Source organism: Paracoccus yibinensis, from assembly GCF_030846195.1.
Lineage (GTDB): Bacteria > Pseudomonadota > Alphaproteobacteria > Rhodobacterales > Rhodobacteraceae > Paracoccus > Paracoccus yibinensis.
On sequence record NZ_JAVCWH010000001.1, the window covers coordinates 430,265 to 449,375 of the forward strand.

Consider the following 19,111-nt stretch of genomic DNA (forward strand, 5'->3'; position numbering starts at 1 on the left):
CCATGCGTGCCTTGATCGTCGAGGATGATCCCCTGTTGTCCGGGCAACTGGCCGCCGCATTGCGCGACGCGGGCTTTGTCACGGACTGCGCGGCGGATGGCCAGCAGGGGGAATACCTGGGGGCTACGGAATCCTATGACGTCGCCGTTTTGGATCTCGGCCTGCCCGGGATGCCCGGGATCGAGGTTCTGACCCGCTGGCGCGATGCAGGATTGGCGATGCCGGTCCTGATCCTGACCGCGCGGGGCGACTGGACCGACAAGGTGGCCGGTTTCCGCGCCGGGGCCGACGACTACGCGGTCAAGCCCTTCCGCCTGGACGAGGTCGTCCTGCGGTGCCAGACCCTGATCCGGCGCGCGGCAGGCCATGCCCGCCCGGTGATCCGCGCCGGTGCCCTGATGCTGGACAGCCAGTTGGGCGTCATCACCCGGGACGGCGTGGCGCTGAAGCTGACCGGGTTCGAGACGCGGATCCTGTCCTATCTGCTGCTGCACCAGAACCGCGTCGTCAGCCGCACCGAACTGTCCGACCACCTGTACGAAGCCGAATCAGACCGCGACTTCAAATCCATCGAGGTCGTGATCGGCCGGTTGCGCCGCAAGGTCGGCGACGGCGTGATCGAAACCCGCCGCGGCGAAGGCTATCTGCTGCGGGCGCCTGCATGATGCGATCGATCCGGGGGCGGCTGCTTCTTCTCGCGGCCGTCTGGCTGGCAGCCGCCCTGCTGGCGGCATTCCTGTTCATCTCCTCGCTGCTAAGGGATTTCATCACCGACCGGTTCGACGCCGAAATGGCGGCTGTCGCGGACGGATTGATCGCCTCGCTGGACTTGAATGACGAAGGCCGGATCGAACTGGACGATCCGCCGACGGATCCCCGCTTCCGGCTGCCGTTCAGTGGCTGGTACTGGCAGGTCGCATCGGAAGCCGGGGTCATCGCCCGGTCGGATTCGCTGCTGGATGGACTGCTGCGGGGACCGGAGGGCGACTTCTCGGGCGGGCTGGGGGTCGGCGCGGATGGCGCGGTCCTGCGCGTCTTGCGCCGTCAGGTGACGCTACCCGACGAGGCGGTGCGGATTGCCGTGACCGTCACCGCGCCCCGCGCCCAGATCGACGACAGCCTGCGCCAGATCAGCCGTCCGCTGGGGGTCGCGCTTGCCGCGCTGGGGGTCGTGCTGGCCTTGGCCAGCGTGGTGCAGGTGACGGCAGGACTGACCAGCCTGAACCGTCTGCGGCGCGACCTGGCCCGGGTCCGCGCGGGAACCAGCGACCGTCTGGCCCTGCCCGATGTCAGCGAATTGCGCCCCCTGACGGCGGAGATCAACGCGGCCCTTGACCAGAACGCAGACCTTCTCGCCCGGTCGCGCCAGCATCTGGGAAACCTGGCCCATTCGCTGAAAACGCCCCTGGCATCGCTGGCGAATGAACTGCCCCTGGATCATCGTGGTCAGGCACTGATCACCCGCATGGACCGGCTGATCGGCTGGCATCTTCGCCGCGCCCGATCCGCCGGTCCGCGCGCCCTGGGACAGCGCACGCCCGTGCGGCCGGTCATCGACGACATCCTGATGGTCCTTCGGTGGCCGATGCAGGACAAGGGCATGACCGCCCAGGTCGACTGTCCAGACGATGCCGCCTTCGCGGGCGAGCGGCAGGATCTGGAGGAGATGATCGGCAACCTTTGCGACAACGCCGTGAAATGGGGTCGCTCTCATCTGGCGATCACCGTTTCCCAATCCCCCGGGCTGACCATCCGCATCGACGATGACGGTCCCGGCATGGTGGAAACCGACGCCCCCCGCGCCCTGATCCGGGGTGGACGGCTGGATGAACACGGCGCCTCGGGGTCAGGACTGGGCCTTGCCATCGTGGCGGACCTGGCGGCGCTGCACGGCGGCGGCCTGCGGCTGGAACGGTCGGCCCTGGGCGGGCTGGCGGCCGTTCTGGAACTGCCTGCCTGAAACTTCCGCAAATCCGTTTCCAGGAAGTTTTACCATTTGATAAAAAATTCGGCCTGTGTCAGCCTGATTCTTGCCAACAGGTGAGCCAGGAGACGTAAATGTCCCAAGCAAGATTGGCGCCGGGCGTCGTTCCCGGCCGCCTTACTCCTCATGAACTGGCGATGAACTTCGCCGATGTCGCGCCGCCGCTGACCGATCACGAAGCCCGCGTCGCCGCCGACCGCTGCTATTTCTGCCATGATGCGCCCTGCATCACGGCCTGCCCGACCAGCATCGACATCCCGCTGTTCATCCGCCAGATCGCGACCGGCACGCCGGATGCTGCGGCAATGACGATCTTTCACGCCAATATCCTGGGCGGCATGTGTGCCCGGGTCTGCCCGACCGAGAACCTCTGCGAAGGCGCCTGCGTGCGCATGGATGCCGAAGGGGACCCGGTCGAGATCGGCGCGCTGCAACGATACGCCACCGACGGGCTGATGGCGCAGGACGGGCATCCCTTCCGCCGCGCCGCGCCGACCGGCAAGCGTGTGGCGGTGGTGGGCGCGGGGCCTGCGGGCCTTGCCTGCGCGCACCGGCTGGCCGCCAAGGGCCACGACGTCACGATCTTCGAGGCGCGGCCCAAGCCTGGCGGGCTGAACGAATACGGCATCGCCAGCTACAAGGCCGTGGGCGGCTTTGCCCAGGCCGAGGTGGACTGGATCCTGGGCATCGGCGGGATCGAACTGCGCCACAACCAGCGGCTGGGGCACGAGATCACGCTGGAGATGCTGCGGGCCGACTATGACGCGGTCTTCCTGGGCATGGGCCTGGGCGGGGTCAACGCCTTGCGGGCCGAGGGCGAGGAACGCCGGAACGTGCTGGACGCGGTCAGCTTCATCCGCGACCTGCGCCAGGCCAGCGACCTGACGACCCTGCCCGTGGGCCGCGACGTGGTGGTGATCGGGGGCGGCATGACGGCGGTGGACGCCGCCGTGCAGGCGCGTCTGCTGGGGGCGGAAAACGTCACCATCGTCTATCGCCGCGACCAGTCGCAGATGGGCGCCAGCCGCCACGAACAGGACCACGCCACCGCCAGCGGCGTCCGCATCATCTGCAATGCGGCGCCTGTCAAGGTCCACGGCAACGGCACCGTGGTCGAGGTCGAGTTCGCCTATACCGCCACAGATCCCGATGGCGGGCTGCACCTGACCGACGACCGCTTTCGCCTGAAGGCCGACCAGTTGTTCCGCGCCATCGGCCAGCGGCTGGACGGCGTCCCGCAAGAACTTGCACTGGATGGGGCCAAGATCGGCGTCGCCGGCCCTGGCCGCACCAGCATCCCCGGCGTCTGGGCCGGCGGCGATTGCGCGGCGGGCGGCGACGACCTGACCGTCACCGCGGTGGCCCAGGGCCGCGACGCCGCCGAAGACATCGACGCCCACCTGACCGGACGCCCGGTCGAGATTCCCGGCTGAGGAGATCCATCATGGCCGACCTGCGCAGCAATTTCATCGGAATCAAGTCGCCCAATCCCTTCTGGCTGGCGTCCGCCCCGCCCACGGACAAGGAATACAACGTCCGCCGCGCCTTCCAGGCCGGCTGGGGCGGCGTGGTGTGGAAGACGCTGGGCGCCGAAGGCCCGCCCGTCGTCAACGTCAACGGCCCCCGATATGGCGTGATCCACGGGCCCGACCGCCGCGTCCTGGGGATCAACAACATCGAACTGATCACCGACCGCCCGCTTGATGTGAACCTGCGAGAGATCAAGTCGGTCAAGCGCGACTATCCCGACCGCGCCCTGGTGATTTCGCTGATGGTGCCCTGCGACGAACAATCCTGGCGCGACATCCTGGCGCGGATCGAGGATACCGGGGCAGACGGCGTCGAACTGAACTTCGGCTGCCCCCACGGCATGTCCGAACGCGGCATGGGCAGCGCCGTGGGCCAGGTGCCCGAATACATCGAGATGGTGACGCGGTGGGTCAAGCAATACTCGCGCATGCCGTGCATCGTGAAGCTGACGCCCAACATCACCGATGTCCGCAAACCGGCCGAGGCCGCGATGCGCGGCGGCGCGGATGCGGTCAGCCTGATCAACACGATCAACAGTATCACCAGCGTCGATCTGGACCTGTTCGCCCCCGAACCCACCATCGACGGCAAGGGCGCGCATGGCGGTTACTGCGGCCCTGCCGTCAAGCCGATCGCGCTGAACATGGTGGCCGAGATCGCGCGCAATCCCGCCACCTACGGCCTGCCCATCAGCGGCATCGGCGGCGTGACCACCTGGCGCGACGCGGCCGAGTTCATGGCCCTTGGCGCAGGCACGGTGCAGGTCTGCACGGCCGCGATGACCTATGGCTTCAAGGTGGTGCAGGAGATGATCTCGGGCCTGCGCGACTATCTGGACAGCCACGACATGGCGATGTCCGATCTGATCGGGCGGGCGGTGCCGAACGTCACCGACTGGAACCAGCTGAACCTGAACTATGTGACCAAGGCCCGGATCGACCAGGACCTGTGCATCAAATGCGGCCGCTGCTATGCCGCCTGCGAGGACACGTCCCACCAGGCCATCGCCATGAAACCCGGCCGCGTCTTCGAGGTGATCGAGGAGGAATGCGTCGCCTGCAACCTGTGCCTGGACGTCTGCCCGGTGGAAAACTGCATCGACATGCGCGAACTGGCCGTGGGCGAGATGGACCTGCGCACGGGCATCCGCCGCGGCACCTATGCTAACTGGACGACGCATCCGAACAACCCGATGGCGGTCAAGGCGGCCGAGTAGGAAAGATGGTCGGGGCGAGAAGATTCGAACTTCCGGCCTACGGTACCCAAAACCGTCGCGCTACCAGGCTGCGCTACGCCCCGATGCGTTCCGTTTAGCGGATCGCGTCGGCGGGGGAAAGCCCTAGCCGCAGGGAAGCGCGGCCAAATCCTGGTGCAGACGGGGATGGGCCATGGGCTGTCCCACCGCCAGGCCCAGACGCTCGGCCTCGCCGCCGCCGATTTCCAGAATCATCTGGCGATAAGGTTGGGGGTCTCCGGGGGCGGCGCCGGGAATGGGCGTTTCGTCCAGGGGAACGGCACGGGGGTGGATATGCCGGATCACGCCCGTCTGGTCCAGAAAGACCAGATCCAGGGGGATATAGGTGTTTCGCATCCAGAAGCTGACTGCACGGGGTGTGTCATAGACGAACAACATGCCGCTGCCCTGTTCCAGGGACTTTCGGAACATCAGGCCCTGGGCGCGTTCGGCTTCGTCATCGGCCAGTTCGACCTGGATTTCGACCGGTCCATCGGATGTCTGGAAGACCACCCGGTCGGGCGCGCAGGCAACATCGGCAGCAGAAGGGCCGGACCATCCCAGAGACAGAAGCAAGGCCGCAAGAGCGGCCTTATTCAGCGACATGCGCCATGAAATCCTTGACGTCCTGCACCTGATCGCCAAGGCTCGCGGCACTCAGCGAACTGGCGCCTTTTTCGGTGCCCCGATCCCAGCTTGTCACCTGGGCCGCCATCAGGCCGCGCGGACCTTCGACAACGCGGATGCCGATGGCCTCGCCAATGGCAAGGTCGGCAAAGCCGGAATGGCGCAGCACCTCGACATGCAGGAAGACATCGTCGGGGTGACCGAAGATATTGGCAAAACCGAAGCCCTTGGCCTTGTCGAACCACTTGACGCGGGCGGGACGCAGGGGCAGCGCCTCAAGATGCTCGATCACGCCATTGTCCAGATCGGCAATCGGCGCGCCCTCCGACAACGGAGGCTCGATCGAGACAACCTCGGTCGCCTGCAGGCCGCGCTGCGTCGGCTGCATCCAGACCGTCACGCGGGACTGGTCGGCGACCGAACTGCGTCCGAAATTCCTGAGAACGTTGGCGTGCAGCAGAATGTCCGCACCGCCTTCCTCGTTCAGGATGAAGCCATAGCCCTTGGTCGGGTCAAACCACTTGACCAGCCCAGAAACCAGCTTCAGTCCTTTCTCATCCGTCATCTTCCCACCACATGCGCTCAGCGCGTCTTGTCCTGCCCCGAATTCAACCAATCCAACCGTTCAATTCCTGTGCCTGTAAAGCGGCGGTCGCTTAAGGAAGACAAAGGCGCCTTGCTGATCAGCGCCCATCACCCATGGTCAGCCACCAAGACCCTTTCGTCAAGCCCTAGGGTGAAAGCCGCTCTACAATCCATACACCGGCCGCTTCTTTGACCCAGCGGAAGCGGTCATGCAACCGGAAAGCGCCATCAGCCCAGAACTCGATCTGCGTGGGCGCAATCCTGAACCCGCCCCAGAACGGTGGCCTCGGGGGATTGGTGCCATGGCGCAGGCCTTGGCGGGCAGCCTCGGCCAGCAGGGCGGCGCGGCTTTCCAGCGGCCGCGACTGCTGCGAGGCCCAGGCTCCGATCCGGCTTTGCAGGGCCCGGCTGTTGTAATAAGCGTCGGCCTGCGGCCCCTCGACACGGGTGACATGACCGCGCACGCGGATTTGGCGGCGCAGGGTTTTCCAGTGCATCACGAAGGCCGCCTTGCCGGTGGCTGTGATCTGCCGGCCCTTCGCGCTGTCGTAGTTGGTGTAGAAGACGAAGCCCCCGTCGGTCCCCTGCCCCTCGATTTCCTTCAGAAGAACCATGCGCGCGTCGGGCAGGCCGTTCTCGTCCACCGTGGCAAGCGCGATGGCATTGGGATCGTTGGGTTCGGTCTTTTCGGCCTCGGCCAGCCAGCGGCGGGCGATGTCGAAAGGGTCGTCGCCCGCAAACAGTCCGTCTCGATCAGCCATGGTGCATGTCCTTGCGCTTGATGCTTGCAACCCTTTGGCCTAAGCACCTTTCACAAAGGGTTGAAAGCGCGGAAGGCAGCACATGTCAAGCGAGCAGAAGCAGGGCCTGATGGCCGGAAAACGCGGCCTCATCATGGGATTGGCGAACGACAAGTCGATTGCCTGGGGCATTGCCCGCGCCGTCGCGGCCGAGGGGGCCGAGCTTGCGTTTTCCTACCAGGGCGAGGCGCTGAAAAAGCGCGTCGATCCGCTGGCTGCGCAGCTTGGCTCGTCGCTGGTCCTGCCCTGCGACGTCAGCGACGAGACATCCATCGAGAAACTGTTTCAATCGCTTGAACAGGAATGGGGCAGCCTGGACTTCGTGGTCCACGCCATCGGCTTTTCCGACAAGGACCAGTTGCGCGGCCGCTATGCCGACACGACGCGGGACAACTTCCTGATGACGATGGACATTTCGGTCTATTCGTTCACGGCAGTTGCGCGGCACGCCTCGGCGATGATGCCGAAGGGCGGCAGCCTGCTGACGCTGACCTATTACGGCGCCGAACGGGTGATGCCGCATTACAACGTGATGGGCGTGGCCAAGGCCGCCCTGGAAGCCAGCGTGCGGTATCTGGCAGAAGATCTGGGCAAGGACGGGATCCGCGTCAATGCGATCAGCGCCGGCCCGATCAAGACGCTTGCGGCCAGCGGCATCGGCGACTTCCGCTATATCATGAAGTGGAACGAGCTGAACTCGCCCCTGCGCCGCAATGTCACGACCGAGGATGTGGGCAACTCGGCCGTCTATCTGTTGTCGCATCTGGGCGCGGGCGTGACGGGCGAGACGCATCACGTCGACGCGGGCTATCATGTCGTCGGCATGAAGGCCGTGGACGCGCCCGATATCGCGACCGTCAAGAAGGACTGATCGGTCCTGATGTCCATCACCGCAGATCAGCTTGCCCTGTTCATAGGCACGCTGTCCCTGGCGATCCTGTCGCCAGGTCCCGGCGTCATCGCCGTCAGCCAAAGTGCCTTCGCCCTGGGACGCAGGCGCGCCCTGCCCTATGGCTGGGGCCTTGCGGTGGGCGCGTCGGTCTGGTGCATCTTTGCGCTGCTGGGCTTGACGGTGATCTTTCGCGCGCTGCCCTGGACCTATGTGGCGCTGAAGATCCTGGGCGGAGCCTATCTGGTCTGGATCGCCTTAAAGATGTGGCGCCACGCGCCCGACCCCTTGCCCGACCCGGCGGAAACCAGCCGGGGGATGGGCTTTTTCGGCGGGATGATGCTGAACCTGTCGAACCCCAAGCCTGCGCTGTTCTATTCCGCCGTGCTGCTGTCGATCTTTCCCGTGCTGCTGTCGGCGGGGGACAAGCTGGCGATCTATGCCACGGCGGTATCCGTCGAACTGGCATTTTATACCGCGCTTGCGTCGCTGATGGCTTTGCCTTGGCTGCGGCGCAGGTATTATGCCGCGAAATTCTGGATCGACCGCGCGGCTGGTCTGGCCATCGGGCTTCTGGGCCTGTCGCTGATCCTGCGCCACTGAAAGAGGGACTGTTCATGATCGACCGCCTGCCCCACGAAAAGGGTTTCCATGTTAGCTGGGACCAGTTGCACCGCGACGCCCGCGCGCTTGCCTGGCGGCTGGACGGGACCGACTGGCGCGCCGTCGTGGCGGTGACGCGCGGCGGGTTGGTGCCTGCCATGATCGTGGCACGCGAACTGGATATCCGGGTGATCGACTCGATCTCGATCCGATCCTACAAGGGCGTGGGGTCTGATGCGGGCCAGGGCCAGCTCGAGGTGTTGAATACCCCCGATCCTGCGCTGATGGGCGATGGCGACGGTATCCTGGTCATCGACGATCTTGTCGATTCGGGCCGCACTCTGGAACTGATCCGGGAAATGTATCCCAAGGCCCATTTCGGCACCGTCTATGCCAAGCCGAAAGGCAAACCGATGGTCCAGACCTATGTGACCGAAGTCAGCCAGGACACCTGGATCTTCTTTCCCTGGGACATGGCGCTGCAATACGTCCAGCCCTATCGCGGCGAGGACTGAGGCCGGGCGCAGCCGATTTTGGTCCCGGCGGTCGGAACCGGCTGGTCGATTGGGCATTGTCTCCTCAATCGCGCATCGCACGAATGCGCGGAATTTTAGGAGGAAAGACATGCGCAAGTTGATGCTCGGCACGGCCATGATCCTGCCATTGATGATGGGTCCGGCATTTGCCCAGGATACCGCGACGACGCCTGCCCCTGCCGAACCCGCGACGGATGCGGCCACTGCGCCCATGGGGGCCGAAACCGCCCCCGCGGCCGAGGTTCCTGCGGGCGAGAACACCGAAGCCGCAGCCGACGCTGCTGCCGAAGCCGACGTCGCGGCCAGCGGCAAGGTCGAACAGCAGCAGGCCGAAAATGAGCTTCGGATCGACTGGATCACCGATGCGACGGTGAATTCCCCTGACGGCGAAGCGATCGGCGAGATCAATGACGTGATCGTCGATGCCGAGGCGGGCACGATGAAAGCCGCCGTGATCGGCGTGGGCGGCTTCCTGGGAATTGGCGAGAAGCAGATCGCGGTTCCGTGGGATCAGCTGGAAATCAACTATGACGCCCAGCAGATCACCAGCGACCTGACCCAGGAAGAAGCCGAGGCAGCGCCGGAATATGTATTCCGCGAACAGGAAGCGGCGCCCGATGCCGCCGGTGGCACGGGCATGGGCACCGACAGCACCATGACCGCCACCCCGGATTCGTCCGCGACCACCGCCCCGGCAGCGACCACGACCGATCCGGCGATGACGGGCACCGATGCCGCCACCACCACGACGACCGAGCCGATGGAAGCACCGGCCGACACCGCCGAAACCCCCGCAACTCCGCCTGCGGATGCGGCCATGGAGCCGGAAGACGATGCTGCGGCCGACATGGAACCGGCTGACGATGCGGCGGCCGAACCCGCGGAAGGCACCGCCCCGGCGACCAACTGATACGTCTGCCGGATCACTACGGGATCGGCCCCCTTTCCGGGGGCCGTTTCCGTTTCAATTGCCGCGCACGAAGCGCGCCGCGCCTTCCGCCGCGCGTTGCAAGGCACGGCTCTTGTTCACGGTTTCCAGGAATTCCGATTCGGGATCGCTGTCATAGACGACGCCGCCCCCGGCCTGGATATACAGCGCGCCGTCCTTCAGCACGCCCGTGCGCAGCGCGATGCACATGTCCATTTCGCCATTGGCGGCGAAATAGCCGACGGCGCCGCCATAGATACCGCGCTTTTCCGGTTCCAGTTCGTCGATGATCTCCATCGCGCGGACCTTTGGCGCACCGGACACGGTGCCTGCGGGCAGGCCCGCCAGCAGCGCGGACAGCGCATCCTCGCCCTCGCGCAACTCGCCCACGACATTGCTGACGATGTGCATGACATGGCTGTATCGTTCGATGACGAACTGTTCCGTCGGGCGAACGGTGCCCGGCTTTGCCACCCGGCCCACGTCGTTGCGGCCCAGGTCCAGCAGCATCAGGTGTTCGGCCAGTTCCTTCTGATCGCCCAGCAGGTCCGCTTCCAGGGCGCGATCCTCGGCCTCGTCCGCGCCGCGGGGGCGGGTGCCGGCGATCGGGCGGATCGTCACCTCTCCGTCGCGCAGGCGCACCAGGATTTCGGGTGACGCCCCGACGATCTGGAAGCCGCCCATGTTGAGAAAGAACATGAAGGGCGACGGGTTGGTGCGGCGCAGGCTGCGATACAGCGCGAAGGGCGGCAGCGGGAAATCCATGCGCCAGCGTTGCGACGGCACGACCTGGAAGATGTCGCCCGCGCGGATATAGTCCCTGGCCCTTTCCACCGCCGCCAGATAGTCGGCCTTGGAAAAGTTAGACACCGGTTCCCCGATCCGGGCGTCATGGCCCAGGGCGCGAGGCTCCGAGGGCTGGCGGTCCAGCGATCGCAGGGCGTCCATCACCCGTTCCGCGGCCTGGGCATAGGCGGCGCGGGCATTTTCGCCGCCATTGCGCCAGACCGGGGCGCACAGCGTCACCTCTCCCTTCACGCCGTCCAGGACCGCCACCACCGACGGGCGCATCAGCATGGCGTCGGGCAAATCCAGCGGATCGGGATTCACATGCGGCAGGTGTTCGACCAGCCGGATCATGTCATAACCCAGATACCCGAACAGCCCCGCCGCGACGGGGGGCACGCCGTCGGGCATCGTCTCGATCCGGCTTTCCGCAATCAGCGCCCGCAGGCTGTCAAGCGCGGGGCAGTCGTCGGGCTGAAAGTCGTCGGAGAACCGGGCCTGCCGGTTGACCCGCGCATGGCCGTTCCGGCACTCCCAGATCAGGTCGGGCTTCATGCCGATGATCGAATAGCGGCCTCGGATTTCCCCGCCCGTGACCGATTCCAGCATGAAGGACATGGGTGCGGCTTCAGCCAGCTTCAGCATCAGGCTGACGGGCGTATCCAGGTCGGCAGCCAGGCGGATGGTGACAAGCTGGTTCTGCCCGGCCCTCCACGCCGCCTCGAAGGCGGCGAAATCGGGTGTCAGTTCCATCACTGGACCTGCGCGTTGATGGCGTTGATGGCCTGCTGATCCAGCGTGATCCCAGCCTCGCGCTGCACGGCGCGGGCGTAATAATCGAAGATGTCCGATTGCAGCGACTGGCCCAGGCGGTCGCCGACTGCGCCGGTGATGCGCTGCGCATCCTCGGTGGTCAGGTCGGCCTCGTCGATGGCGTCAAGACGAAGCAGGATCACGCGGCCTTCCGCATCCACGATCTCAATATCGCCGACTTCCGGGATCGCGAAGGCGCGGGACACGGCCTCGGCGGGAACGCCCTCGATCCAGCCGTCGCGGGTGATGTCCTGGACCTCGTTCCATTGGGGGGCGGGCTGGCCTTCGGGCGCCTGGGGGGACAGGCGCTGTTCCTCGGCCAGGGCAAGAAGCTGACGCTGCGTCTCGGCACGCCGCCAGTCCGCCTCGACCTCGGCCCGCACTTCGTCGAAGGGGCGCAGGGTGGGCGGCACCACCTCATCCAGGCGCAGGGCGAAGACGCCGCCATCGTCCAGGCTGGCCAATTCCGGGAAATCCGCTTCCGAAATCTCTGCCACACGATCACGGAACGCCTGATAGCCCGCTATGCTGCCCTCTTCGGGCGTGGTCCCGGCGGACCAGTCGATCGTGCCCAGTTCCAGTTCGGTTTCCTCGGCCACCTGTTCCAGGGTGGCTCCGCCTGCCAGCAGATCCTCGTATTCCGAGGTGCGATCCTCGATGATGCGGGCAGCGCGATCAATGGCGGCCTCGGCCCGCAGATCTTGCTGCGCTTCCTCGAACGGAATGTTCACCGGCTCGAGGATCGCATGGACCGAAAACAGCGCGGGGCCAAGGTCGGTCTGGATCGGGCCGACGACGCCGGGCTGTGCGGCGGCGAAGACCGCCTCTCCGGCGGCGCCCAGATCGGCCTGCGACACCTCGCCCAGTTCGGCGTCCTCGGGCTGCAGGCCGCGTTGCAGGACAAAGGCCTCGAAGGGCGCCGTGCCCGCATCGATCTGCGCCTTGGCGGCCTCCGCTTCCTCGACCGAGGGGAAGACCAGGCGGCTGACCAGCCTGCGTTCGGGCCGCTGGTATTCGTCGATATTGGCTTCATAGGCCGCACGCAGCGCATCCTGGTCCAGCTCGACGGTGGGGGCCAGCATCTCGGGCGTCAGCCAGACATAGGTGATCTTGCGCAATTCCGGCGCGGTAAAGCGGTCCGCATTGGCGCTGTGCCAGGCCTTCAGCGTCGCCTCGTCGGGTTCAGCCACCGGGGCGGGCAACATATCGGCGGTCAGTTCGCGCCAAGCGACGTCGCGACGTTCGAGAATCCACTTCGCCGTCGTCTCGACCGCAGGTTCGGGGGCGGCGACGCCGCCCGCCACGGCCTGCTGAATCAGCAGGCGCGCTTCGTCATTACGGATTTCGCGCTCGAATTCAGCCTCGGACAGGTTCTCGCGGCGCAGCACCTCGGCATAGGCAGCGCGGTCGAAGCTGCCGGTCGGGCCGCGGAAGGCAGGAGCTTCCAGAATGGTCTGGCGGACCTTCTCGTCGCCCACGGCCACGCCGATCCGGCGGGCCTGTTCCTCCAGCGCGGCGGCGGTGATCAACTGGGACTGGACCGCCTGCGGCAGGCCCATCGCCTGTGCCTGCGCCATGCTGATCGCCTGGCCGGTCTGCTGCTGATAGGCGTTCATCTGGTTGCGCAACGCGCGGGCATAATCGTCGGCGGTGATGGTCGTGTCGCCGACCGATCCGATGGTCGTCGATCCGCCCGAGAAGCTGGTCACGCCAAAACCGCCAAGGCCCAGGACCATCAGGCCCATCAGCACCCAGACGATCGTCGATTTCCCATGTGTCCGCAGGTTCTTCATGCCCGACGCTTTCCCCTTGTCGTGTCGGACTTGTCTTTAGGGCGCGCGCGGCCCTGCCACAAGCCTGTCAGCCCTTCAGGCCACGCAGTCTCTCGGCCAGTTGAGCGATGCGTGTGGCGTCGATATTGGCAAAGGCGATGCGCAGGTGCCGCGCGCCCTCCGGGTCGTCGGGCGGCATGAACATGGTGCCGGGCAGCGCCAGGACGCCGATATCGCGAACCATCCGCGGCGCAAGCACGGCCGAGGATTCGGCCAGCGGATGCTGCACCCAGGCGAAATAGGCGCCCGCGCTTTTCACCCGCCAACCGGGCAGCGACGACAGCGCCGCCACCGTCGCATCGCGACGCGACAGGACCCCGGCCCGTTCGGCTGCCAGCCAGTCACCCAGGTTCTCCATCCCCCACAAGGCGCCGATCTGGCCCAGTTGCGACGTGGATATGGCGACGGTGTCCAGGAACTTCTCGACCTGGGCCATGCGCTTTTCGGACCCGATCAAGGCCCCTACCCGATGCCCGGTCAGCCGATAGGCCTTGGAAAAGCTGTAAAGCTGGATCACCGTCCGGTCCCATTCGGGACGTGCCAGAAGGTCGTGCGGCGCCCCGCCGCGGCTGTCAAAGTCGCGATATGTCTCGTCCAGGATCAGGGCGACGCCATGCCGCTGCGCCAGGTCGAAGAAGCGTCCCACCAGATCGGCTGGATATTCCGCACCCGAGGGATTGTTGGGCGTCACCAGCACGATGGCCCGGCAACGAGGTCCGATCAGCAGGGCGGCATGGTCGGGATCGGGCAAAAGGTCATCGCCGCAGGGCAAGGGCACCGCGCGGATCCCCTGCATGTCCAGCCACATCTTGTGATTGAAATACCAGGGCGTCGGCAGGATGACTTCGTCCCCCGCCTGCGCCAGCGTGGTGATCGCGGCACAAAAGGCCTGGTTGCAGCCCTGCGTGATCGCCACCTGTCCCTGTTCGACCATCCCGCAATAGCTGCGCGAAAATACCCCCGCCACTGCCGCGCGCAGGTCCGGGTTGCCCAGCACCGGACCATAAAGATGCGCCTCTGGCCGGTTCAACGCCGCATCCGCCATCGCCTGCCGCAGCGCCAGCGGCGGGGGATCCACGGGGGCGGCCTGACTGACATTGATTAGCGGGCGCTCGGGCGGAAAGGCCACGCCCGCCAGCCAGCGCCGCGCCTCCATCACGGGGGGCGCAAAGGCGCCGGCCAGGGCCGGGTTCAGGGGGGCGGCCTCAGTCACGAGACAGGCCCTGCAAGTCGGTCAGGTCGGGGGGAAGAGACAGGTCCAGGGTGGGCGCGGGCAGGTCCGGTGCCGCAGCGCCGGGCAGGTCAAGCGGCATCGCAGGCGCCGCGTCGGGGGCATCTGCCATGGCCCGACCCGGCACGGCAGGCAGGCTGGGCTGGGCCAACAGGGCGGGACGCTCCAGTTGCGGCGCGTTCTCGCCCGCATCGGGCGCGGCCTGCACCGGGCCGTCCTGCTCGCCCGTCGGCTGGGGGCGCGGCTCGGCCTCCGTGACGGCCGGGGGCGCCGGTTCCGAAGGCGGCGCGATGACCGCCGGCGTCTCGGACAGGGCGGGGCGTTCGCTGACAAGCGGCGCAGGCAGGCGCGGCGCGGCATCCCCGCCGCGGCCGAACTCGGACCCGACCGGCAGATCGACCTCGCCAGCCTGCGGGGCATCGTCCGGCTGCGGTTCGGAACGCCGGGGTTCAGGGGGCTGCGGCTCGGCAGGCTGGGGTTCGATGGGTTGCGGTTCTACCTGCTGCGGTTCGGCCGACTGCAGTTCGGCTGGCTGAGGCGTGGCTGGCTCCGGTTGCGGCACGGGCGCGGCCAGCGACAGCACGGCCAGGGCGGCGATGCCCACCACGCCGCCATGCAGAAGACCTGTCCAGAAACCGCGTGCCATCTGTCCCTTCTTGCCCCTGCCGGTCTTGACCCCCCGGCGCGCTTTGGCCCATCTATAGCGGACCCGTTCAGGCGGGGAAACCGCCACCATATCAGGGCGCCATCATGATCCTTCTGATCGACAATTACGACAGCTTCACCTGGAACCTCGTGCATTATCTGGCCGAGGCCGGGGCCGAGGTGGTCGTGCGCCGCAACGATGCCCTGACGGTCGAGGAGGCGCTGGCGTTGGCGCCTGACGGAATCGTTATCTCGCCCGGTCCCTGCGATCCGGCGCAGGCAGGCATCTGCCTGGACCTGATCCGCGCCGCGGCCGAAAAGGCCATCCCCCTGTTCGGCGTCTGCCTGGGCCACCAGGCGATCGGAGAGGCCTTCGGCGGCACTGTGGTACGCGCCAACCGCATCATGCACGGCAAGACCGACGCGATCAGCCATGACGGCACGGGGGTCTTTGCGGACCTGCCCTCTCCCCTGACGGCGACGCGGTATCATTCGTTGACCGTGCGGCCCGACGATCTGCCCAACTGCCTGCGCGTCACCGCGACATCCGACGACGGCACCATCATGGGCCTGATCCACGAGGCGCTTCCGGTCGAGGGCGTGCAGTTCCACCCTGAATCCATCGCATCCGAATATGGACACGAGATGATCCGCACCTTCCTGGCCCGGTGCGCGCCGCGAAAGGCCGCTGCATGACCACGGACATCCGCCCGCTGATCGGCATCGCAGCCACCCGCCCCTTGACGGGCACCGAAGCCGAGGCCGCCTTTTCCGCCCTGTTCGACGGCGCGGCCACGCCTGCCCAGATCGGCGGGCTGCTGATGGCGCTGCGTGTGCGGGGCGAGACCGTCGATGAAATCGCCGCCGCCGCCCGCGTCATGCGCCAGCGGATGAACCGCATCGAGGCCCCCGCGGGCGCGATCGACATCGTGGGCACCGGCGGGGACGGCAAGGGCACGCTCAACATCTCGACCGCGACGGCCTTCGTGGTGGCGGGCGCGGGCGTGCCGGTCGCCAAGCACGGTAACCGGAATCTGTCGTCGAAATCGGGTGCAGCCGATGCGCTGACCGCGATGGGCATTAACGTGATGGGCGGCCCAGCGGTCGCGCAGCAGGCGGTGCGGGACGCCGGCATCTGCTTCATGATGGCCACGATGCACCACCCGGCGATGCGCCATGTCGGCCCGCCACGCGCGGAACTGGGCACAAGAACCGTCTTCAACCTGCTGGGACCGTTGACGAATCCGGCATCGGTCCGGCGCCAGCTGACCGGTGCGTTCAGCGCCGACTGGATCCGCCCCATGGCCGAGGTCCTGCGCGACCTGGGCAGCGAGGCGGCCTGGCTGGTCCACGGCTCGGACGGCACGGACGAGATCAGCATTGCGGGCGAAACCCATGTCGCCGCCCTGAAGGATGGCGAGATCAACGAATTTGTCGTCACCCCCGAGGATGCGGGCCTGCCCCGGCACCCGTTCGAGTCGATCATCGGCGGCGAACCCAATGAAAACGCCGCCGCCTTCCGCGCCTTGCTGGGCGGAGAGCCCGGCGCCTATCGCGACGCGGTGCTGCTGAACGCCGCCGCGGCGCTGTTGATCGCCGGCAAGGCGGGCGACCTGCGCGACGGGGCCGCTCTGGCCGCCGACTCCATCGACAGCGGCGCGGCCTTGGACCGCCTGACCCGCCTGGCCCAGGTCACCGGGGCGCCCGAGGCATGAAGCCGCCCAAGGCCTGGGACCACCTGCCCTTCTTCCAGCAGGACTGGCCCGCGATCCGCGACCGGCTGGAGGGCCTGGACGACTGGCTGCCCGGCCCCGCCCTGGTCTTTGCGGCTTTGGAGGCCATCCCGCCCCAAAAGGTGCGCGTCGTCATCCTGGGCCAGGATCCCTATCCCACACCCGGCCATGCGAACGGGCTGGCCTTCTCGGTCGCGCCCGAGGTGGCCCTGCCCCGGTCGCTGAAGAACATCTTCACGGAACTGCGCGACGACATCGGCGCGGCCCCCGCCACGGGCGACCTGTCCGGCTGGGCACACCAGGGGGTGCTGCTCCTGAACACGTCTTTGTCGGTGCCGCCGGGCGATGCGGGGCGGCACGCATCCTGGGGTTGGGACCGGCTGGCCCGCGACGCGGTGGCCGAGGCGCAGAAGCACGGGCCGCTGGCCTTCCTGCTCTGGGGGGCACATGCGCAGAAGGCCATGGCGGGCCTGCCGCGCCCCAAGGATCTGGTGATCGCGACGGCGCACCCTTCGCCCCTGTCGGCGAAGCGGGGGTTCTTCGGCAGCAAGCCGTTCTCGCGGATCAATGCGTGGCTTGAGGCGCAGGGGCGCGAGCCGGTGGATTGGGCGGCGTGATGGTGGAACCACGGTGGGGTGAAACCCCACCCTACAAGGTGGCGCCGGTGTGAACCAAGGGGATGCGGCGTAGGGTGGGGTTTTACCCCACCATGTCCCGACCATAGGGTGCGTGTTCACACGCGCCATGGTCGATCGCAATGCGGTGCGTGCAAGTACGCACCCTACAGGGCCTCGAAGCCCGCCTTCTGGCGTTCGGTCCACAGCAGATGCAGCGTCAGCCCGCTTTCGCCGCTTTCCTCGCGCTGCACCACGCCCGCCTCGTGCAGCCATGCCCTGCGGCGGCCGTCCGAGAAGGGCAGCGTCACCACTCCTTCCGCCTTCGGCTCGTCCAGGACATCCGACAGATGCGCGTCGACCGCGGCGATCAGGTCGTCCAGTCCCTCGCCTGAAAGGGCGCTGACGGCCTGAATGCCCTGGGTCCTGGCATCGGTGCGACGCAGGGCATCGCGTGTGTCGGCCGACAGGGCGTCGATCTTGTTCCAGACCTCGATTAGGGCGACATCCTCATCGACGCCCAGCGACTCCAGGATCTCGGCCACGTCCGCGGCCTGTTCCTCGGTCTCGGGGTGGCTGATGTCGCGGACGTGCAGGATCAGATCGGCCTCCAGCACCTCCTCCAGCGTGGCGCGGAAGGCGGCGACCAGTTCGGTGGGCAGGTCGCTGATGAAGCCCACGGTGTCCGACAGGATGATCTTGCGCCCCTGCCCGCCATTCGCGCCGGGCAGGCGGACGCCGCGCATGGTCGGGTCCAACGTGGCGAACAGCATGTCCTTGGCCAAGACATCGGCCCCGGTCAGGCGGTTGAACAGCGTGGATTTCCCGGCGTTGGTATAGCCCACAAGCGCCACGATGGGATAAGGCACCTTCGCCCGCGCGGCGCGGTGCAGGGTGCGGGTCTTGACCACACGTTCAAGCTGGCGGCGCAGGCGCGTCATCTGTTCGTCGATGGCGCGGCGGTCAGCCTCGATCTGGGTTTCCCCTGGCCCGCCCACGAAGCCCAAGCCGCCGCGCTGGCGTTCCAGGTGGGTCCAGGCGCGGACCAGCCGCGTGCGCTGATAGGACAGCGCGGCCAGTTCCACCTGCAACACGCCCTCGCGGGTCCGTGCCCGGTCGGCGAAGATTTCCAGGATCAGCCCGGTCCGGTCCAGAAGCTTGACGCCCCAGTCCTTTTCCAGGTTGCGCTGCTGCACGGGGCTGACCGGGCCGTCCACCAGCACCAGATCGACCTCGGCCGCCTTCAGGCGTTCTCCGATTTCGGCCAGCTTGCCCTTGCCGAACAGCCGGCCGGGATCCGGCTTGCGGAGGCGCGCGACCTCGTCGCCCACGATCTCGATGCCCGGCAGGGCATGGGCAAGCGCCACGGCCTCGGCCAGGGCGTGTTCGGGTTCTCGTCGCTGTGTCCGACTGGCCAGATCGGGGTGGATCACATAGGCACGGGTCGGTTTTGCCTCGGTCGAGGTAGGTTCGGCCAATCAGTCCTCGCCTTCGTAAAGCGAAATGGGCTGGCCCGGCATGATGGTGCTGATCGCGTGCTTATAGACCAGTTGCGACTGGCCGTCGCGGCGCAGAAGCACGCAGAAATTGTCGAACCAGGTGATGACGCCTTGCAGCTTGACGCCGTTGATCAGGAAAATCGTGACAGGCACCTTTGCCTTGCGGACATGGTTGAGGAACGCGTCCTGCAAGTTCTGCTTGTCGCCAGCCATTGTTTTTTGTTCCGTTTTTGAACTGTCCC

General features: G+C 66.8%; 20 protein-coding genes and 1 tRNA gene. 11 read left to right on the forward strand and 10 right to left on the reverse strand.

Annotated elements, in window-relative coordinates; translation table 11 throughout:
* Positions 1-2 precede the first annotated feature (2 nt).
* From RAH32_RS02235 to preA, 4 genes are all read left to right on the forward strand, one after another.
* Positions 3-665, forward strand: coding sequence for a response regulator transcription factor (locus RAH32_RS02235; protein WP_306604727.1), 663 nt, complete (start codon positions 3-5; stop codon positions 663-665).
* Positions 662-1,960: a sensor histidine kinase gene (locus RAH32_RS02240; protein WP_306604729.1), complete on the forward strand. Its 1,299-nt coding sequence runs from the start codon at positions 662-664 to the stop codon at positions 1,958-1,960. The genes RAH32_RS02235 and RAH32_RS02240 overlap by 4 nt, the downstream gene beginning before the upstream one ends.
* Before the next feature lie 98 nt (positions 1,961-2,058).
* Complete coding sequence (locus RAH32_RS02245) at positions 2,059-3,417, forward strand: NAD(P)-dependent oxidoreductase (RefSeq protein ID WP_306604731.1); 1,359 nt, start codon at positions 2,059-2,061, stop codon at positions 3,415-3,417.
* A gap of 11 nt (positions 3,418-3,428) precedes the next feature.
* Positions 3,429-4,730 (forward strand): NAD-dependent dihydropyrimidine dehydrogenase subunit PreA, encoded by a 1,302-nt coding sequence (gene preA / locus RAH32_RS02250; protein WP_306604733.1) that lies wholly within the window; start codon positions 3,429-3,431, stop codon positions 4,728-4,730.
* A 6-nt stretch (positions 4,731-4,736) separates the two neighbouring features.
* Here preA and RAH32_RS02255 read toward each other — a convergent pair.
* The 4 genes from RAH32_RS02255 to pdxH form a co-directional block, all read right to left on the reverse strand.
* Positions 4,737-4,813, reverse strand: a tRNA-Pro gene (locus tag RAH32_RS02255).
* 40 nt (positions 4,814-4,853) lie between these two features.
* The gene (locus RAH32_RS02260; RefSeq protein WP_306604735.1) at positions 4,854-5,354 is read right to left on the reverse strand and encodes a DUF192 domain-containing protein; all 501 of its coding nucleotides are present in this window, start codon (positions 5,352-5,354) and stop codon (positions 4,854-4,856) included.
* Positions 5,341-5,940 carry a cold-shock protein gene (locus tag RAH32_RS02265; protein ID WP_306604736.1) on the reverse strand — a complete coding sequence of 200 codons (600 nt, stop codon included), beginning with the start codon at positions 5,938-5,940 and terminating at the stop codon, positions 5,341-5,343. Before RAH32_RS02265 ends, RAH32_RS02260 begins: the two co-directional genes overlap by 14 nt.
* 166 nt (positions 5,941-6,106) lie before the next feature.
* Positions 6,107-6,721 (reverse strand): pyridoxamine 5'-phosphate oxidase, encoded by a 615-nt coding sequence (gene pdxH, locus RAH32_RS02270; protein ID WP_306604738.1) that lies wholly within the window; start codon positions 6,719-6,721, stop codon positions 6,107-6,109.
* 82 nt (positions 6,722-6,803) lie between these two features.
* Between pdxH and fabI the strand changes: the two genes are divergently transcribed.
* The 4 genes from fabI (at position 6,804) to RAH32_RS02290 (ending at position 9,698) form a co-directional block, all read left to right on the forward strand.
* Positions 6,804-7,631 carry an enoyl-ACP reductase FabI gene (gene fabI, locus RAH32_RS02275; protein ID WP_306604741.1) on the forward strand — a complete coding sequence of 276 codons (828 nt, stop codon included), beginning with the start codon at positions 6,804-6,806 and terminating at the stop codon, positions 7,629-7,631.
* Between the two features lie 9 nt (positions 7,632-7,640).
* Positions 7,641-8,252, forward strand: a complete 612-nt coding sequence (locus RAH32_RS02280; RefSeq protein ID WP_306604743.1) for a LysE family translocator — start codon at positions 7,641-7,643, stop codon at positions 8,250-8,252.
* Positions 8,253-8,266: 14 nt separating this feature from the next.
* Positions 8,267-8,767: a xanthine phosphoribosyltransferase gene (gene gpt / locus RAH32_RS02285; RefSeq protein ID WP_306604745.1), complete on the forward strand. Its 501-nt coding sequence runs from the start codon at positions 8,267-8,269 to the stop codon at positions 8,765-8,767.
* A 109-nt stretch (positions 8,768-8,876) separates the two neighbouring features.
* On the forward strand, positions 8,877-9,698 hold the full coding sequence (locus RAH32_RS02290) for a PRC-barrel domain-containing protein (protein WP_306604747.1): 822 nt from the start codon (positions 8,877-8,879) through the stop codon (positions 9,696-9,698).
* Between the two features lie 54 nt (positions 9,699-9,752).
* Here the strand turns inward: RAH32_RS02290 and trpE are convergent, their stop codons facing one another.
* From trpE to RAH32_RS02310, 4 genes are all read right to left on the reverse strand, one after another.
* Entirely contained in the window at positions 9,753-11,255 is a 1,503-nt protein-coding gene (trpE, locus tag RAH32_RS02295; protein ID WP_306604749.1) for an anthranilate synthase component I, read from the reverse strand.
* Complete coding sequence (locus tag RAH32_RS02300; RefSeq protein WP_306604751.1) at positions 11,255-13,108, reverse strand: peptidylprolyl isomerase; 1,854 nt, start codon at positions 13,106-13,108, stop codon at positions 11,255-11,257. Before RAH32_RS02300 ends, trpE begins: the two co-directional genes overlap by 1 nt.
* Before the next feature lie 67 nt (positions 13,109-13,175).
* Positions 13,176-14,360: an aminotransferase gene (locus RAH32_RS02305; RefSeq protein ID WP_306604753.1), complete on the reverse strand. Its 1,185-nt coding sequence runs from the start codon at positions 14,358-14,360 to the stop codon at positions 13,176-13,178.
* Entirely contained in the window at positions 14,353-15,024 is a 672-nt protein-coding gene (locus RAH32_RS02310) for a hypothetical protein (protein ID WP_306604755.1), read from the reverse strand. The genes RAH32_RS02305 and RAH32_RS02310 overlap by 8 nt, the downstream gene beginning before the upstream one ends.
* A 104-nt stretch (positions 15,025-15,128) precedes the next feature.
* On the opposite strand from RAH32_RS02310, the gene RAH32_RS02315 reads away from it, so the two are divergent.
* Genes RAH32_RS02315 through RAH32_RS02325 form a run of 3 tightly spaced genes read left to right on the forward strand, consistent with a single transcriptional unit; the run spans position 15,129 to position 17,373 of the window.
* The gene (locus tag RAH32_RS02315; RefSeq protein WP_306604757.1) at positions 15,129-15,719 is read left to right on the forward strand and encodes an anthranilate synthase component II; all 591 of its coding nucleotides are present in this window, start codon (positions 15,129-15,131) and stop codon (positions 15,717-15,719) included.
* Complete coding sequence (trpD, locus tag RAH32_RS02320; RefSeq protein WP_306604759.1) at positions 15,716-16,738, forward strand: anthranilate phosphoribosyltransferase; 1,023 nt, start codon at positions 15,716-15,718, stop codon at positions 16,736-16,738. Before RAH32_RS02315 ends, trpD begins: the two co-directional genes overlap by 4 nt.
* Positions 16,735-17,373, forward strand: a complete 639-nt coding sequence (locus RAH32_RS02325; RefSeq protein WP_306604761.1) for a uracil-DNA glycosylase — start codon at positions 16,735-16,737, stop codon at positions 17,371-17,373. The genes trpD and RAH32_RS02325 overlap by 4 nt, the downstream gene beginning before the upstream one ends.
* Positions 17,374-17,537: 164 nt before the next feature.
* Here the strand turns inward: RAH32_RS02325 and hflX are convergent, their stop codons facing one another.
* Together hflX and hfq are read right to left on the reverse strand one after the other, a co-directional pair.
* Positions 17,538-18,848, reverse strand: a complete 1,311-nt coding sequence (gene hflX / locus RAH32_RS02330; protein WP_306604762.1) for a GTPase HflX — start codon at positions 18,846-18,848, stop codon at positions 17,538-17,540.
* A complete protein-coding gene (gene hfq / locus RAH32_RS02335; RefSeq protein WP_020949330.1) occupies positions 18,849-19,082 on the reverse strand; it encodes an RNA chaperone Hfq in 234 nt (77 codons plus the stop codon).
* Positions 19,083-19,111: the final 29 nt, after the last annotated feature.

Bases quoted from the DNA above. Each gene is read 5' to 3' on its own strand.
- RAH32_RS02235 (WP_306604727.1), top strand. From the start codon at position 3: ATGCGTGCCTTGATCGTCGAGGATGATCCCCTGTTGTCCGGGCAACTG.
- RAH32_RS02240 (WP_306604729.1), top strand. From the start codon at position 662: ATGATGCGATCGATCCGGGGGCGGCTGCTTCTTCTCGCGGCCGTCTGG.
- RAH32_RS02245 (WP_306604731.1), top strand. From the start codon at position 2,059: ATGTCCCAAGCAAGATTGGCGCCGGGCGTCGTTCCCGGCCGCCTTACT.
- preA (WP_306604733.1), top strand. From the start codon at position 3,429: ATGGCCGACCTGCGCAGCAATTTCATCGGAATCAAGTCGCCCAATCCC.
- RAH32_RS02260 (WP_306604735.1), bottom strand. From the start codon at position 5,354: ATGTCGCTGAATAAGGCCGCTCTTGCGGCCTTGCTTCTGTCTCTGGGA.
- RAH32_RS02265 (WP_306604736.1), bottom strand. From the start codon at position 5,940: ATGACGGATGAGAAAGGACTGAAGCTGGTTTCTGGGCTGGTCAAGTGG.
- pdxH (WP_306604738.1), bottom strand. From the start codon at position 6,721: ATGGCTGATCGAGACGGACTGTTTGCGGGCGACGACCCTTTCGACATC.
- fabI (WP_306604741.1), top strand. From the start codon at position 6,804: ATGTCAAGCGAGCAGAAGCAGGGCCTGATGGCCGGAAAACGCGGCCTC.
- RAH32_RS02280 (WP_306604743.1), top strand. From the start codon at position 7,641: ATGTCCATCACCGCAGATCAGCTTGCCCTGTTCATAGGCACGCTGTCC.
- gpt (WP_306604745.1), top strand. From the start codon at position 8,267: ATGATCGACCGCCTGCCCCACGAAAAGGGTTTCCATGTTAGCTGGGAC.
- RAH32_RS02290 (WP_306604747.1), top strand. From the start codon at position 8,877: ATGCGCAAGTTGATGCTCGGCACGGCCATGATCCTGCCATTGATGATG.
- trpE (WP_306604749.1), bottom strand. From the start codon at position 11,255: ATGGAACTGACACCCGATTTCGCCGCCTTCGAGGCGGCGTGGAGGGCC.
- RAH32_RS02300 (WP_306604751.1), bottom strand. From the start codon at position 13,108: ATGAAGAACCTGCGGACACATGGGAAATCGACGATCGTCTGGGTGCTG.
- RAH32_RS02310 (WP_306604755.1), bottom strand. From the start codon at position 15,024: ATGGCACGCGGTTTCTGGACAGGTCTTCTGCATGGCGGCGTGGTGGGC.
- RAH32_RS02315 (WP_306604757.1), top strand. From the start codon at position 15,129: ATGATCCTTCTGATCGACAATTACGACAGCTTCACCTGGAACCTCGTG.
- trpD (WP_306604759.1), top strand. From the start codon at position 15,716: ATGACCACGGACATCCGCCCGCTGATCGGCATCGCAGCCACCCGCCCC.
- RAH32_RS02325 (WP_306604761.1), top strand. From the start codon at position 16,735: ATGAAGCCGCCCAAGGCCTGGGACCACCTGCCCTTCTTCCAGCAGGAC.
- hfq (WP_020949330.1), bottom strand. From the start codon at position 19,082: ATGGCTGGCGACAAGCAGAACTTGCAGGACGCGTTCCTCAACCATGTC.